Source organism: Sphingobacterium multivorum (assembly GCF_039511225.1).
In the GTDB taxonomy this organism is placed as follows: domain Bacteria; phylum Bacteroidota; class Bacteroidia; order Sphingobacteriales; family Sphingobacteriaceae; genus Sphingobacterium.
Genome location: NZ_CP154261.1, coordinates 5,843,606 through 5,857,798, shown reverse-complemented (window position 1 = coordinate 5,857,798; position 14,193 = coordinate 5,843,606). Strand labels below are relative to the sequence as shown.

General features: G+C 38.4%; 14 protein-coding genes and 1 rRNA gene. 4 read left to right on the top strand and 11 right to left on the bottom strand.

The features are described 5' to 3' along the window. Positions 1–154: 154 nt before the first annotated feature. Positions 155–266: ribosomal RNA gene (rrf, locus tag AAH582_RS24420) — 5S ribosomal RNA — on the top strand. Positions 267–928: 662 nt separating this feature from the next. Here rrf and AAH582_RS24415 read toward each other — a convergent pair. Beyond that, the gene (locus AAH582_RS24415) at positions 929–1,315 is read right to left on the bottom strand and encodes an SRPBCC domain-containing protein (RefSeq protein WP_046671624.1); all 387 of its coding nucleotides are present in this window, start codon (positions 1,313–1,315) and stop codon (positions 929–931) included. Positions 1,316–1,403: 88 nt separating this feature from the next. Here AAH582_RS24415 and AAH582_RS24410 point away from each other — a divergent pair, with 88 nt between their 5' ends. Then, positions 1,404–2,771: a methyltransferase RsmF C-terminal domain-like protein gene (locus tag AAH582_RS24410; RefSeq protein WP_343320823.1), complete on the top strand. Its 1,368-nt coding sequence runs from the start codon at positions 1,404–1,406 to the stop codon at positions 2,769–2,771. A 45-nt stretch (positions 2,772–2,816) separates the two neighbouring features. Here the strand turns inward: AAH582_RS24410 and coaBC are convergent, their stop codons facing one another. The 3 genes from coaBC to AAH582_RS24395 are packed head-to-tail and all read right to left on the bottom strand — an operon-like array spanning position 2,817 to position 5,266. Next, complete coding sequence (gene coaBC / locus AAH582_RS24405; RefSeq protein WP_343320822.1) at positions 2,817–4,013, bottom strand: bifunctional phosphopantothenoylcysteine decarboxylase/phosphopantothenate--cysteine ligase CoaBC; 1,197 nt, start codon at positions 4,011–4,013, stop codon at positions 2,817–2,819. Positions 4,014–4,023: 10 nt separating this feature from the next. Then, positions 4,024–4,353 carry a DNA-directed RNA polymerase subunit omega gene (locus tag AAH582_RS24400; RefSeq protein ID WP_046671627.1) on the bottom strand — a complete coding sequence of 110 codons (330 nt, stop codon included), beginning with the start codon at positions 4,351–4,353 and terminating at the stop codon, positions 4,024–4,026. Further along, positions 4,337–5,266, bottom strand: coding sequence for an outer membrane protein assembly factor BamD (locus AAH582_RS24395; protein WP_046671628.1), 930 nt, complete (start codon positions 5,264–5,266; stop codon positions 4,337–4,339). The genes AAH582_RS24400 and AAH582_RS24395 overlap by 17 nt, the downstream gene beginning before the upstream one ends. Before the next feature lie 243 nt (positions 5,267–5,509). Between AAH582_RS24395 and AAH582_RS24390 the strand changes: the two genes are divergently transcribed. Both AAH582_RS24390 and AAH582_RS24385 read left to right on the top strand, forming a co-directional pair. Beyond that, positions 5,510–5,785, top strand: a complete 276-nt coding sequence (locus AAH582_RS24390; protein ID WP_046671629.1) for a NifU family protein — start codon at positions 5,510–5,512, stop codon at positions 5,783–5,785. Positions 5,786–5,842: 57 nt separating this feature from the next. Then, positions 5,843–6,490 (top strand): carboxypeptidase regulatory-like domain-containing protein, encoded by a 648-nt coding sequence (locus AAH582_RS24385; RefSeq protein ID WP_046671630.1) that lies wholly within the window; start codon positions 5,843–5,845, stop codon positions 6,488–6,490. Here AAH582_RS24385 and AAH582_RS24380 read toward each other — a convergent pair. From AAH582_RS24380 to AAH582_RS24350, 7 genes are all read right to left on the bottom strand, one after another. Further along, a complete protein-coding gene (locus AAH582_RS24380) occupies positions 6,487–7,716 on the bottom strand; it encodes an FtsX-like permease family protein (RefSeq protein ID WP_343320821.1) in 1,230 nt (409 codons plus the stop codon). The genes AAH582_RS24385 and AAH582_RS24380 overlap by 4 nt on opposite strands. A 5-nt stretch (positions 7,717–7,721) precedes the next feature. Then, positions 7,722–8,363, bottom strand: coding sequence for an MBL fold metallo-hydrolase (locus tag AAH582_RS24375; protein WP_046671632.1), 642 nt, complete (start codon positions 8,361–8,363; stop codon positions 7,722–7,724). A 44-nt stretch (positions 8,364–8,407) separates the two neighbouring features. Beyond that, the gene (locus AAH582_RS24370; RefSeq protein ID WP_046671633.1) at positions 8,408–9,154 is read right to left on the bottom strand and encodes a shikimate dehydrogenase family protein; all 747 of its coding nucleotides are present in this window, start codon (positions 9,152–9,154) and stop codon (positions 8,408–8,410) included. 97 nt (positions 9,155–9,251) lie between these two features. Further along, positions 9,252–10,664, bottom strand: coding sequence for a tetratricopeptide repeat protein (locus AAH582_RS24365; RefSeq protein WP_046671634.1), 1,413 nt, complete (start codon positions 10,662–10,664; stop codon positions 9,252–9,254). 181 nt (positions 10,665–10,845) lie between these two features. Continuing rightward, positions 10,846–12,219 carry an OmpA family protein gene (locus tag AAH582_RS24360; protein WP_343320820.1) on the bottom strand — a complete coding sequence of 458 codons (1,374 nt, stop codon included), beginning with the start codon at positions 12,217–12,219 and terminating at the stop codon, positions 10,846–10,848. 240 nt (positions 12,220–12,459) lie between these two features. Then, on the bottom strand, positions 12,460–13,470 hold the full coding sequence (locus AAH582_RS24355; protein ID WP_046671636.1) for an inorganic phosphate transporter: 1,011 nt from the start codon (positions 13,468–13,470) through the stop codon (positions 12,460–12,462). Positions 13,471–13,506: 36 nt separating this feature from the next. Next, positions 13,507–14,154 carry a DUF47 domain-containing protein gene (locus tag AAH582_RS24350; protein ID WP_046671637.1) on the bottom strand — a complete coding sequence of 216 codons (648 nt, stop codon included), beginning with the start codon at positions 14,152–14,154 and terminating at the stop codon, positions 13,507–13,509. Between the last annotated feature and the right edge of the window lie 39 nt (positions 14,155–14,193).

Here is a 14,193-nt window from a genome sequence, read left to right as displayed (position 1 = left end):
AGATAACACTGTTGTCTTCCTCTTTAATTTTTAGAAACAAGACAGAAACGAAACTCTTTCAATAGATATGTCATTTAGATATGAACATAGGGATTATTTCGGACCTTACAGGCTCCTGATACTCTTATCCCTGATCTCAGATCTAAAAAAATATTTAGGTGCCTATATCGGCGGTGTCTACCTCTTCCCATTCCGAACAGAGCAGTCAAGCCCGCCAGAGCCGATGGTATTGCCGTAACAGGTGGGAGAGTAGGTCGGTGCCTTTTTTTACACGGAAGCCCTTGCTGGAAACAGTCAAGGGCTTCTTTCGTTTAGGTAACTCCCTGTACTTCCCCGTATAATGCTATTGCATATCTTCCGTACCCCCGACCGGCGCTGTCCCGCAGCAGCATGACGCATCGTTATCGCCAGCATTTATTGTAAATCAAATATTCGGCGCTCACTACAGAAGCTACTTGTAATCACTAGGAGCATGTCATGTCTCAGCTATTACCCAAATAATTTACGGAGGAGAGAAAGTCTCGGTTTCTAGATATATCATTCGCATTTCTGTTAGATAGGATTGAAAACTTTTTAAAACCATAATTTTCGCTGTTCCGATTTTATGTTGTAAGATTACTACACCTTTGCCTGTAAAGGATGAATATATCGGCAGGAGCTTTGAGTTTGGTGTTTGGAACTATTGTGGGATATTTTATTGTATGAAGATTGGGATTAAAGGAGCATGTAGAAATTATAATCCGTTCTATTTGAGATATTGAAAAGACTCTAAGGTTGTATAATAGCGAAATATCAATTATTATATATTGGAAAGTGGAAAGTCGGGCCCATTAATGGAGGTATCTGTATTGCCAACAGTCTATATGGAATACAAATACCTGATTTTCTTAGCTATTACACTATACCCTGGAAGAACAGCTGCATTTCTTTAATCTTCTTCTGTATAAAAGTCGATCAACGAGGAGATATAAGGGTCTTCCCATCCATCCGAGATATTTTCAAAGTCTTCATCCGGTATATTTGTCTGCCTAATTTCCAAGGATGTCCCTTTTTTATGTTCATGCAGCTTTAATGTAACAATCGAAGGGCTGTCTGTTTCACCGAAGTACCATTCTTGTACAATTTTTGTCGAAGGTGCTAGTTCCAAGAACCGGCCAGTTATAGCACCATCCCATAAGGAGAATTCTCCGTTGACAGTAGCGTCTATGGACACTAGGTCTCCTGTCCAAAGACGAGCGGTAATTTCGGTCGTTAATGCAAGATACAGCTCCTCTGGAGTTGCAGGAATAATAGCATATTTCTTGAATTCTTTCATGGTGCAAAGTTACTCTTTCTTGTAATTTACCACTTATTTTGACTTCATTTTTATTTATCTTAATTTTATCGCAAACTATTAGGACAACATGAGTAATTTTCTGCCAAATTCTTTAGTGAAAAAGTTAGGAGTGAATCCATTATTTGATACTGATGCATTTATTAAGATACATGAAGAAGGTGTTCGGGCAACAGCAATACGCTTAAACCCTAATAAATTAGAAGATTGTCCGTTTCCTAACGCAGAACAAGTTCCTTGGTGTCATGTGGCTTATTATCTTCAGGACCGTCCAGTGTTTACGTTAGATCCTTTATTTCATGCTGGAGCATACTATCCACAAGATGCTTCTTCTATGTTCATAGATCATATTATTCGAAGTTTGAAGTTAAATGAAGGGAGTGTTCGGGCGTTGGACTTATGCGCCGCTCCAGGAGGAAAGTCTACTTTATTAAACAGTAGTTTGCATCCGGAATCGCTCCTAGTTGCAAATGAAATTATTAAAACTAGGGTTACCATCCTGCAAGATAACTTAATGAAATGGGGAAATGCTAACACAGTAACGACAAATAATGATCCTGCAGCGTTTAATCGCCTTCCAGGATACTTCGATTTGATGGTTGTTGATGCCCCATGTTCTGGATCTGGGATGTTTAGGAAAGATACCGATGCCATCGATGAATGGTCCGAAGCTAATGTTAAGCTTTGTAGCGAAAGACAACAGCGGATTTTGGCTGAAAGCTTGGCCACTTTAAATAAGGGCGGATATTTGTTCTATTCAACGTGTTCTTATTCCCCGGAAGAAAATGAAGATATTGTCGATTGGTTATTGGATAGCGGCGATTTCGAATCTATTGAAATAGCTATTGAAGAGCATTGGGGAATTGATCACACAAGTTCTAATAAGCATCTTGCACACGGTTATCGATTTTACCCGCATAAATTAGGTGGAGAGGGCTTTTTTATTGCTGTCCTTAAGAAGATTGGCGAACAGGAAACGTTCAATAGAAAACGAATCAAACCCGAAAAATCAGATGTACCTAGAGGAATTTTAGATAATTGGATTTCAGATAGTGCCAGTTTTCATCCTTTTCTTCATCATGAGGATGTATATATTTTTCCAAAAATGTATGAGCATGATCTAAAGTATCTCCAAAATGTACTTTATCTTAAAAATGCGGGAACTAATGTTGGGAAACTTAACAGAAAGGAGCTAATACCAAGCCATGCGCTGGCTTTGAGTATTCACTTGACCAAAGACTTCCAATCGGTGGAATTGTCGCTTGAGGATGCCCGAAATTATCTTAGGAAGGAAAATATAGCTGTGGATACGATTGGCGAAAATATTCAAGGATGGGCCATAGCAAGTTTTCGAGGTAAACCTTTGGGCTGGATGAAGGTGTTGACCAACCGAATAAACAATTATTATCCAAAGGAATTGAGGATTGCAAATTTATAAGAACTGGAGACATTGTACTCCAACGGGAGTATATATAAAATTTGCTTAGGATAGGTCCACGATAATTGAACAGATATCTTTAGCAACTTCTTCTTTCGATTTTAGGCTAAACTCACGGGTATTTCCAGACCGATCGATTATAGTGACTTTATTGGTATCCGTAGCAAAGCCGGCACCTTTATCTTGCATGGAATTGAGCACAATAAAATCCAGGTTTTTTCGAACCAATTTGTCTTTTGCATTTTCGAGTTCATTATTGGTTTCCAATGCAAACCCAACGAGTAACTGGTTTTCTTTCTTTTTGGCACCTAAGGCAGCTAGAATATCGGCGGTTTTCGTCAGCGCGATAGCGAATTCATTTTCTTTCTTTTTTATTTTTTGGGTAGCGACTTCAACTGGAGTGTAGTCTGCCACAGCAGCGCTCATCACAACAATATCTGCTGCTTCAAAATATTCTTCGCAGGCGCTTAGCATCTCAGCTGCCGAGGTAACTGAAATCGTATAGACGCGCTCGGGTAATTTCAAGGCAGTCGGTCCCGATACTAGCGTGACGTCTGCGCCAAGTGCTTCAAGTTGTTTGGCGATGGCATAGCCCATTTTTCCACTTGAATGATTGCCAATGAAGCGGACCGGGTCTATAGCTTCATAAGTAGGGCCTGCAGATACTAATGCTTTCTTTCCTGCTAAGGGCAGTCCTCTCTCCGAAAATTTAACTAAGAAATCCATTATTTCTTCCGGTTCCGCCAAACGCCCCTCACCCACTAGACCACTTGCCAGTTCCCCTTTTCCCGGAGGAATGAGGATATTGCCATAAGAACTAAGCTTATTAATATTGGACTGTGTTGACGGGTGTTTCCACATATCTAAATCCATTGCTGGAGCGAATAGTACTGGACATTTTGCTGATAGATATACGGCTGTTAAGAGGTTATCGCAAAACCCATTGGCCATTTTGGCCAGGGTATTTGCCGTTGCTGGTGCGACTAAAATGTAATCCGCATTTAAAGCAATTTCGACATGATTGTTCCATTCCCCGGTATTCGGCTGATAATAATCTATTAAAACAGGGGTTTTGGAAAGTGTGGAAAGCGTAAGCGGGGTAATAAAGGCTGTCGCTTCTTTTGACATGACTACATTAACTCGGGCTTTTGCTTTTACCAAAAGGCGGATGAGGGATGCAATCTTGTATGCGGCAATACTGCCGCATACAGCAATTACAATATTTTTCCCAGCTAAAGCCATTGTTTAAGGATTAGTCCTGCTCTTTTGAAGGATTTCTGTAGTACACCTTATCGTGTAAAAATTCATCGATAGCAACCAAGGTAGGCTTTGGCATACGCTCGTAATGTTTTGAAATCTCTATTTGTTCGCGGTTTTCGAATACCTCTTCCAAGTTATCGTTGTTGCTTGCAAATTCAGCAAGTTTTCCATTCAATTCTTCTTTAATATCTACTGCAATTTGGTTCGCGCGTTTAGAAATAACTACAATAGATTCATAGAGATTGTCAGTGCCTTTGTCCAATTGTCTCAAGTCACGTGTGACTGTAGAGTTTGGAACTGAATTGTTATTTTTTTGACTCATCTTTTTGGGTATTTTCTTTTTCTTTTTTCGCCTTTTGTTCTTTGATATATACTTCCTGTTCCGCAACGGCCTTATTATAATCCTTTACTTGAGAAAGGGCGGTTTTAATCCCCTTTTCAGAATTTTCACGAAGGGATTCTGCCTCTTTCATATGTTTACTATTCGGAAAATTACTTGCGAAGTTACGGTAATAATCCAAGGCATCATCAAATCTACTTTCTTGTTTCAGGAAGAAACTTTTAGATGCATAAATGTATTGTGCTTTTAATGTTAAAAACTCAATCTCTTCTGCGTATTTTGTATCAGGGTATTCTTTTAATACATTCTGTAATGCGATGACAGCTGCCCTATAATCATCCGTAAGGCCCATGTCGTAATACAGTCTTGCGTTGGCAAACGCTTTAAGCTCAAGCTTATCTCTTAATTTCTGAATAAGATCTGCCGCTTCTTTGGACCGTTCCGATTCGGGATAGAGATTGACAAAGAGCTGTAATGCGTCAATTGCTTTTTTTGTGTTTGCTTGATCTAACGTCGATCTTGGAGAATCCAAGTAATAACAATAGGCATGCATAAAACGACATTCCTCTGCTCTTGCACTATTTGGATAAACATCGGCAAAATCTTTAAAGTGAAATGCTGCAGATGTATAATCCTTCAAACGGTAGTTGGCAAATGCCAAATAATAGTAAATATTTTCTGCTTCAGCTTGTCCACGGAATTTGGTCCGCAAGTCATCGAACAAAACTAACGCCTTTGTATATTTCTTTTTCTCATAAAGTTTTACGGCCTCTTCGTACTTTTGAGCGATGTTATTGCTTGCGCGCAATTTCTCAAATTTACTTTTACAGCCAGTAAATACCAATAGAAACATCATGCCGGCACAGATAGCCGCTATACGCCTATTTAAAAACATTTTACAAAGATAAGTGAATTTGTTATACTAATCAATTAAATTTTACTGCGCAATATAGTTTAATAATTATTTGATCGCAAAAACAACATTTCTTATTAACATTCTTTAACTCGATGGGCGCTATAAGCGGGTATATATTGTCATATACTTGTTGTTTTTCCATGGGTAGCAAGGCCTAAAAATACACATTTTAAAATATTTGATTATCTTTACATATTACAATCATTGAATAGCATTAAGAGTATGACTTTAAAAGAAAAAGTTGAGCAAGCATTAGATACCTTGAGACCATATTTGGAGACTGATGGCGGAAATGTAAGTGTCGAAGAGATTACAGCGGATAATGTCGTGCGTTTAAAATTATTGGGAGCATGTGCTTCATGTTCAATGAGCATTATGACCTTTAAAGCTGGTTTAGAGCAGGCAATTAAGAAAGCTGTTCCTGAAATTACAGCAGTAGAGGCTATTAACTTAACAGATCCAGATTCCCCAGAAGCAACTTTACCCTCTGTTAATTAGTTTTTCTATTAACACAATTTAACGGCTAGTTCGGCTACTTTTGTTTAAATTTGTTCTATGAAGTTGCTGGTTTCTATATTATTTGCTGTATTTATACTTTTTTGTTCCGCTGCATTACAAGCGCAGGAAAGGAAAATTATTCAGTACTCCGGTATCGTAACAACGGTTGGGTCTGGACTTCCTGTAGGTTATGCGACTGTCACTAATTTATCTTTCCGAAATGAAGCATTTGCTGCAAATAACGAGGGCTATTTCTCTTTTGTGGCACATGTAGGCGATACAATCCGTTTTACCTCTGTCGGTTTTGACCCTTTAGTGGTCACTATTCCTGAAGTTCCTGGAGATAAATATACCGCAAATGTCATTATGCAAAATCTGGTTACGGAACTCCCGATGGTAACACCGTACCCATGGGCGAGTATCGAAGAGTTTAACATTGCATTTATGAACCTAGACGTTTCTGAAGATAACATCGTTAGAGTAAGGAGATCCTTGTCGTATGAGTCCTTGTCTGCAATGGCAGCTGTAATACCGCGTGATGGAAATGAAATGCGCTCCATTAACAATGCGCAGAGCTTCAATACGATGAATAATAAAGTTATCAACCAACGTTACGCTAATCCATTGTTAAACCCATTTGCATGGGGCAGTTTAATCCAGCAGATTACAAAAGGAAGTCAGAGCCGAAAAAGCTCAAATTATTAATCAGTCGCCTTCAGTTTATTTAGTTCTCTCACACTTAGTTTCGCGGAGAAATAGGAAACTAGACCTGAGATGCTGGTGACTGTCATGAAGACTAAAAAATAGTCACTCCACTTACTTACCATAGGGTAGCTGTCAATAATTGTATTCGCTCCATCTTCTACGCGAATGATTCCATAGACTGACTGAATATAGTTGAATATGCCGCCTATCAATAGACCTAATATACAACCAATAATAGCGATCATAAGACCTTCATAAAAGAAGATCCGTTGAATTAGATTATCAGCTCCACCGAGACCTTTCAATATCGTCATATCTTTTTGTTTGTCTAGTACAAGCATGGTTAAGGAACCAACAATATTAAAGATTGCAATTACACTGATCAAGGTCAGTATAAAGAAGACCACCCAACGTTCAACACGTACATTTTTATATAAGGTCGGGTTTTGTTTTTCCCTATTCTTTACAATATAATCTGGTCCTATTTTCTTTTGTAATGTCTGCCCAAATAAGTTGACATCTATACCATCTTTTAGGTAAAACTCGATCGATGAAACGCGGTTATATTCTCCGAGAACCTCTTTAGCAAATGAAATTGGCGTAATAATCAAATTGTCAAAATCTTGTTGATAGCGCAATACCCCTCCGGGAGCTATGGATCGTATATTAAACTCTTCAGCAGGATTGGAAGAATTTTTTACCCCTTTTCTCGGTGAATACACTTGAATTTGTTCCGAAGAGTTCTGCATAGGAATCGCCAGATTTGCCTGTACGCTTGCCCCTAGAATGGCAAGGTTAGCAGAATCATGTGCAAGTTTGTATTGACCATCTACGAGGATACTATCTCCAGTCTTCTTACTTAGCGATTGGGGTTCGACACCTTTTATATTTGCAATAAATTGTCTATTTGAATATTGCAGCAACACCTTCTCCTGTAAAACCTCGGTGTAATGAATCACATTGGAATCTTTTCGTAACTCAGTAAACACAGCTTGTTTGCTGTCAAAAAGTTTTCCTTTCTTGGGTTCAATCTTCAGCTCAGGTGCAAACTTGCTGTACATCGATAGTATCAGCTGCTCCATTCCATTGAATGAAGACAACAAGATGATTAATGCAGCACTACTTACCATAACGCCGATTACACTAATAGAAGAGATGATATTAATGGCATTAACTGATTTCTTAGAAAACAGATATCTTTTTGCAAATAGAAATGGCAGATTCATGACTTTTATCCTCGGATAAATGGATTGGAATTTTTTTCAAAGCCAATCGTTGTCGATGGGCCATGCCCCGGGTAAACGATGGTGTCGTCGGGCAAGGTATAAATTTTTGTTTTTATACTGTCTAAAAGCTGCTGGTGATTTCCCCCAGGAAGATCAGTACGGCCAATGCTATTGCGAAATAGAACATCTCCTCCGATCAAGAATTTTTGATCAGCTGAATAAAAGCAGATATGTGCAGGAGAATGTCCAGGCGCAAGAATGACCTTTAGCTCATCATCATCCAAATGAATGGTATCATCGTCATTTAGAAATGTTTCCCCAATTGGGGAAATGTCATATCGGATGCCCATTTGAGGAGCATAATTCTGAACCGCTACTAAAATGGGTACTTCACCTTCGTGGAACTGCGGAAGCAAGCCAAATTTTTCATGGACAAAACTATTCCCCAACACATGGTCAATATGACAGTGTGTATTTAATAGGAGTGTCGGCTTGAGTTTATTGTTTGCGATGAAAGCTAGTAGTTCTTGCTGATCTTGCTCGCCATACATCCCTGGATCAATGATAATTGCATTTCCCGACTCGTTATAAAGTAGGTAAGTATTTTCCTGATATGGATTGAAGGTGAATGTTTTGATCGTAAGCATAGTGGTAAAATTACAGTTTTTATTGATTTCTTACTATTGAAAGGTCAACTATTCCAGATTTCCCAGTTTTTTTCTGCTTGTAGAACCAACATTTCATACCCGTTTTTGATTCTGGCACCTTTTTCTTTGCTTTTTCGAAGAAATGCTGTTTCCTCTGGGTTGTAAATGAGATCATAGCAGAGGTGGTTCTCCGTTAAGTATTCGTAAGGAATGTTCGGATATTCTGCTGTATTGGGAAATGTACCAACCGGTGAACAGTTGATAATTACGGTATGGTCAACTAGGATAGCAGCATCGAGCTCATCATAAGTGAGCTGGCCTGCCTGTTTGGTTCTGCTGACCAAAGTATGCATTATTCCGAGTTGATTCAGGGCATAAATGACGGCCTTCGCGGCACCTCCATTACCTAATATTAACGCCTTCTTATCCGCCTGGGGATTTAATAGCGGTTTTAGCGATGCCTCAAAACCATAGGCATCTGTATTGTAGCCTTTAAGATGTGTTATGCCATCTGATGAATGGCTGATTCGAACACAGTTTACAGCTTGTATTGCATGAGCTTCTTCCGAGAGCTCATCCAAATAATCCATAACCTCTATCTTATAGGGAATGGTCACATTGACACCGTAAAAGTCTTTATTGGAAGCAATTGTTGTAAAATCGGCTATTTGAGCAAGTGGATATAAATCATAATCCACATCGGTAATACCCTCTTGATGAAATTTTTCTAGATAATATTTTTTTGAAAAAGAATGCCCTAACGGGTATCCTATTAAGCCTAATTTTTTCATTTGAATTGCGAAAAGTACGTTGTGGGAATAGGAATATATTTTCAATTTTAATATCCGGTCATTGCCATGCAATGACCGGATATGAGCCTCTTATATGTTAATCTTTCGGCTTTGTATATTTTTTTACAATTTCAGTAATAATCTGATTCCCTTGTAGCTGCGGAAGGTAATCAAAAAGAATATGATGCTTATCGGGATCTGTCGCCAGACCAAGCTCTAAAAAGTTCAGCGCTTCATTGTATTGTCCATTGGCAAATAGATAAGCAACCACACGATAATACAGTTCTGCTGCATTAGGATTTTGTGTGATGGCATCAGATATTACATCAATGGCTTCTTCAATTTTACTTTGTTCGAATAGAATGGAAGAATAATCGAGCCACGCATCTATATCCGTCGGGTTTAAAGCGACCACCTTTTTATAGGCCTCTTCTGCAAGATCTATTTGTTGTAGTTTGTATCGGGCATCGGCAATCGCAAACCAGTAATCGGGGTTTGTATCTTCCAGCTCCAATGCTTTTTTATAGAAATGAAGAGATTCAAAATAACGCTCTTCGAAATCTAAGGTCACCCCAATACCGAACCAGGCATCAGCAAGCTCCGCATCTAATTTGACTGCCTTTTTATAATAATTGCGGGCTTCCTCCATCTGCTCAAGTTTCTCATAACACTCTCCAATCGCACAATAGGTATCAGCACTTGGTTGCTCATATTCAAATGTTTGTTTGTATACGTCCAATGCTTCTTGATAGCGATCTAGATTAACAAGAGCGTTCCCCTTATTGAAATAAGCTGAAGAAAAGTCTTCTTTAATTAATATAGCATAGTCATAAGCATCCAGAGCTTCCTCAAACCGGCTTATTTTATGGTAAGAATTTCCTAGATTATACCAAGCATAGTAGGAGTATGGGTCTGAATCAATGTACTTCTTATAAAAGGAGATACTTTCTTCCTGTCTATCCAATACATCATAACAATAGGCCAATTCATAGAGTGCTTCTTGGTAATCCATATTGAGCTCAAGTGCTTTCTTTAGATAAATTATTGCCTTGTCATAATTCATTTGAGCTTGAAAGATCATCGCAATATGGAAGTAGACTTCATCTTTATTATCCAATAGTGGAAGTGCTTTGAAGAGCTGTTCCAAAGCATTGTCAAACTGGCCGATACTGCCTAATATGCCACCACGGATTAAGAAGATGTCTCCTTCTGAAGCTTCCAATAACTCCGCTTTATCAAGCGCCGCAAGTGCATTCTGATATTGTTGAATCGTTGAAAACAGTTGTGCCTGTTTCAGTAAAAAGGTAATATCAAAAGGGTGTTGGCTGATCGCAAATTCGGTAACCTGTAGGGCCTTAACAGGGTCATTTTTTTCAGCGTAGTAATCAATAATTCCTTCAAAAGCCTTGGAGTCAAAAAAATACTGATCCTCGTTTCGAAGCATTTCCTCATATCTGTCCACCGAGATTTTTCTTTCTTCGGGGTTTTCAAATTCAAAATCCTCTTCCATTCTCAAAAGTTTAAAACCAGTATTCTGTTCTTTAATTCAAAATACTAATTTCTTATCTAATTTGTTCGAACTAATTTTCCACAAATCGGATATCCTCCACAAAGTTAAGGATAAATACGGGTAAAATAAAAAAGCCGGCATTAGAGCCGGCTTTTAGTATAATGGTATAAATTATATACGATTATTTTTTGATCTCAACACGACGGTTTTGAACACGACCTTCTTCAGTAGCATTAGATGCAACTGGGTTTTTCTCTCCGTAACCGTTAGCAGTGATGCTTGATGAAGAAACACCAGCGTTTACTAAATATTGTTTTACAGAGTTTGCACGGTCTTTAGATAAAGTCACGTTATAAGCTTCAGAACCTTCAGCAGATGCATAACCATCTAATTGTACAGATGAATTGTTATCACGTAACTCTTTAGCCAATTTGTCTAATGTAGAGTAAGATGAAGTTTTCAATACTGAGCTATCGAATTCGAATTGAATTGGAGCGTAGTAACCGTTAGAAGTTACGTTGTTAACAACTGGCTCTGGGAATTTGATTGGACATCCTGAACCATCCACTGGAGTACCAGCTGGAGTACCAGGACATTTGTCAAATTTATCAGATACACCGTCACCATCAGCGTCAGCGCTTAATGTGTTAACAGTACCTTCTAAAGTGCTTACACGTTGTTTTAACGCTTCAACTTCGTTTCTCAATGAAGGATCTTTCAACTCATCGTACAATGTAGCAACTGGGTTAGCAAAAGTCAAGTTTTGTTTGTCTTTCGAACCTAAAGTGAATTCTAGACCAGCCATAACTGAAGAGAATTTACCTTTGTAAGAAGCTTGACGAGCAGGACCATAGATTTGATCATCAGTGAAGTTCATTGTGTAACCTAAGTTCAAGGCAACAACTTCTGATAATTTGAATTTAGCACCAACACCTACAGGAACGAATGCTGTTAATTTGTTATCGCGGTCACGTTTTGGATCACGGTCTCCGATAACGCCATCACCCCATTTACCTTTGTTATCATAAACAACTGTTCCAGAGAAATCATTGTTAGCATATTGAACAGGGTTGTAAGCCATAGCTCCCAAACCTACTTTAGCATAGAAGTTAACCGCATTTTCTCTTCTCAAGAAATCGATTGTACCCAATTGGAATACACCGTTTAAGCTAGCTGCCCAGTTTACACTAGTTTCTACCGAACGAGCGCCTAATTTGTTTTCTACAGCAGGACCAGAAAGATCATGATTGTAAGTTTTGATCTTACCACGGTTAGCTTCAACTTCTAAACCAAATAAGTGAGAGAATTGTTTACGTACTGTCAAACCATAGTACTCACCTACTTTATTTTGGAAGTAACCTACTTTTTGACCAAAAGCGTTACCGCCACCGATTACGTTGTTCGGTGTAGTGATACCACCTTGAACTCCGATAGACCAAGTTCTGTATTGTGATCTACCACCGAATACTTGTTGAGCTTGTGCTGTACCAGCGAAACCTAAAGCGGCAACTAATGTAGCAGCAACAGCTGTTTTTTTAATTGTAGAATAGTTCATACTCTTGTTTTTAAGGTTATTATTAATTTTAATTGTTTTCAAATTTAATTATTGTATTAACACAACGAATAGTACAATTGCCGTGCCAAAGTCTTAAAGTTATGTTAAAATTTTGTTTTTGTTTTATTTTGTACTAAATTAAGTATTTAATGTGAAACAACAAAACAAAAATCCGGTACGAAAGTACCAAATTTTTGTTTTGTTTCAATAGGTTTAAGAAAAAAATTAAGTATTTTTTTTCTAAAGCAAATAATGTACGACCAATAAAGACAACGCACCCAACAAAGCTGAAACTGGAATGGTTAATATCCAAGCCCATAACAAGCTGATTGTTACCCCCCAACGCACTGCCGATACACGTTTGACAACACCAACTCCGATTATAGCCCCTGTAATGGTGTGTGTTGTAGAAGCTGGTATTCCAAAATGCTCTGTGATACCCAACGTGACCGCTCCTGCAGATTCAGCACAAACACCTTCTAAGGGTGTTACTTTTGTAATCTTGGTTCCCATCGTTTTAACAATTTTCCATCCACCGCTCATTGTTCCGGCAGCTATTGCTGCATAACAAGTTAATGGAATCCACTCTGGCATGTGTTCAGTGGTTGGGACATAGCCACCAGCAACCATCGCTACAAGGATAATTCCCATGACTTTCTGTGCATCATTACCTCCATGTGCAAAGCTCAAGGCGGCTGAAGAAACAAGTTGCAATATCTTGAACCATTTTTCGGCAACACTTGGACGTGAGTTTTTTGCCAGATTGATTACAATCAATGTGATGATAACCGATATCGTCATACCTATAATAGGCGCAAGTACAATAAATGCAATAATCTTTAAGGTCGCGTCAATATTGATGGCATGGATAGGATCTGCGCCAAGAATGAAAGCATAAGCCATACCCGATCCTGCAAAACCTCCAATAAGCGTATGGGATGAACTAGATGGCACACCATAGTACCATGTAAATAAGTTCCAACCGATTGCTGCAAGTAACCCCGCAAAAATAACTTCTAAGGTAATGTATTCTTCCAATACTGTTTTTGCAATGGTATTGGCTACTTTATGATCTGTAAAGTAGAAGTAAGCTGCAAAGTTGAATATCGCAGCCCATAAAACGGCCATTGCTGGCGTTAAAACTTTTGTTGATACAACTGTCGCAATAGAATTGGCGGCATCATGGAATCCATTGATGTAGTCAAAAGCAATCGCAAGGACAATCACAACAACGAGTAATGTTGACATCATAATCTCGTAGAATTTTTGTGCACGTAAATCGAATGATTATGCATTTTTAACTAGAATGCTTTCTAATACGTTAGCAACATCCTCACATTTATCGGTTGCATCTTCCATTGCAGATAACACTTCTTTGTGCTTAATTAATGAAATTGCATCTTTTTCAAATTCAAAAAGGTCAGCTACAGCTTTATCGAAGATATAATCTGCTTTGTTTTCTACGCTATTGATGCGAACACATGAATCCGTAATATTACGGATATTTTTCAAATCTCTAAGCTCATGAATAGCTTTTGATACATGTTCGGTAGCTTCAACAAGTAAGTCGGCAATTTCAATCATTGGCTCAGTGGCCTTTTCAACCTTATAAAGGTCCATTCTGTTGGCGGCACCGTGGATAAAATCTGCGACATCGTCCAATGAACTTGCCAAAGAGTGTATATCTTCGCGGTCAAAAGGAGTGATAAAGTTCTTTCCCAGCTCCAAATGAATTTGATGCGTGATGTTGTCGCCTCTATGTTCCAAATCTTCCACTTTGCGTGTTAATTCCTTTTTCTTTTCAGGGTTGCTTGAGTTAACAATATCTTTTAACAACTTTGACATCTCGATCAAGTTGTTGCCGGCTTGTTCAAACAAAGGGAAGAATTTTTTATCCTTTGGAACGAAGTATTGAAAAATGCTATTTAAAGACATATCTTAAATTTATTTTTGCAAAAATAATACCTTAATGTT

Bases quoted from the DNA above. Each gene is read 5' to 3' on its own strand.
- AAH582_RS24415 (WP_046671624.1), bottom strand. From the start codon at position 1,315: ATGAAAGAATTCAAGAAATATGCTATTATTCCTGCAACTCCAGAGGAG.
- AAH582_RS24410 (WP_343320823.1), top strand. From the start codon at position 1,404: ATGAGTAATTTTCTGCCAAATTCTTTAGTGAAAAAGTTAGGAGTGAAT.
- coaBC (WP_343320822.1), bottom strand. From the start codon at position 4,013: ATGGCTTTAGCTGGGAAAAATATTGTAATTGCTGTATGCGGCAGTATT.
- AAH582_RS24400 (WP_046671627.1), bottom strand. From the start codon at position 4,353: ATGAGTCAAAAAAATAACAATTCAGTTCCAAACTCTACAGTCACACGT.
- AAH582_RS24395 (WP_046671628.1), bottom strand. From the start codon at position 5,266: ATGTTTTTAAATAGGCGTATAGCGGCTATCTGTGCCGGCATGATGTTT.
- AAH582_RS24390 (WP_046671629.1), top strand. From the start codon at position 5,510: ATGACTTTAAAAGAAAAAGTTGAGCAAGCATTAGATACCTTGAGACCA.
- AAH582_RS24385 (WP_046671630.1), top strand. From the start codon at position 5,843: ATGAAGTTGCTGGTTTCTATATTATTTGCTGTATTTATACTTTTTTGT.
- AAH582_RS24380 (WP_343320821.1), bottom strand. From the start codon at position 7,716: ATGAATCTGCCATTTCTATTTGCAAAAAGATATCTGTTTTCTAAGAAA.
- AAH582_RS24375 (WP_046671632.1), bottom strand. From the start codon at position 8,363: ATGCTTACGATCAAAACATTCACCTTCAATCCATATCAGGAAAATACT.
- AAH582_RS24370 (WP_046671633.1), bottom strand. From the start codon at position 9,154: ATGAAAAAATTAGGCTTAATAGGATACCCGTTAGGGCATTCTTTTTCA.
- AAH582_RS24365 (WP_046671634.1), bottom strand. From the start codon at position 10,664: ATGGAAGAGGATTTTGAATTTGAAAACCCCGAAGAAAGAAAAATCTCG.
- AAH582_RS24360 (WP_343320820.1), bottom strand. From the start codon at position 12,219: ATGAACTATTCTACAATTAAAAAAACAGCTGTTGCTGCTACATTAGTT.
- AAH582_RS24355 (WP_046671636.1), bottom strand. From the start codon at position 13,470: ATGATGTCAACATTACTCGTTGTTGTGATTGTCCTTGCGATTGCTTTT.
- AAH582_RS24350 (WP_046671637.1), bottom strand. From the start codon at position 14,154: ATGTCTTTAAATAGCATTTTTCAATACTTCGTTCCAAAGGATAAAAAA.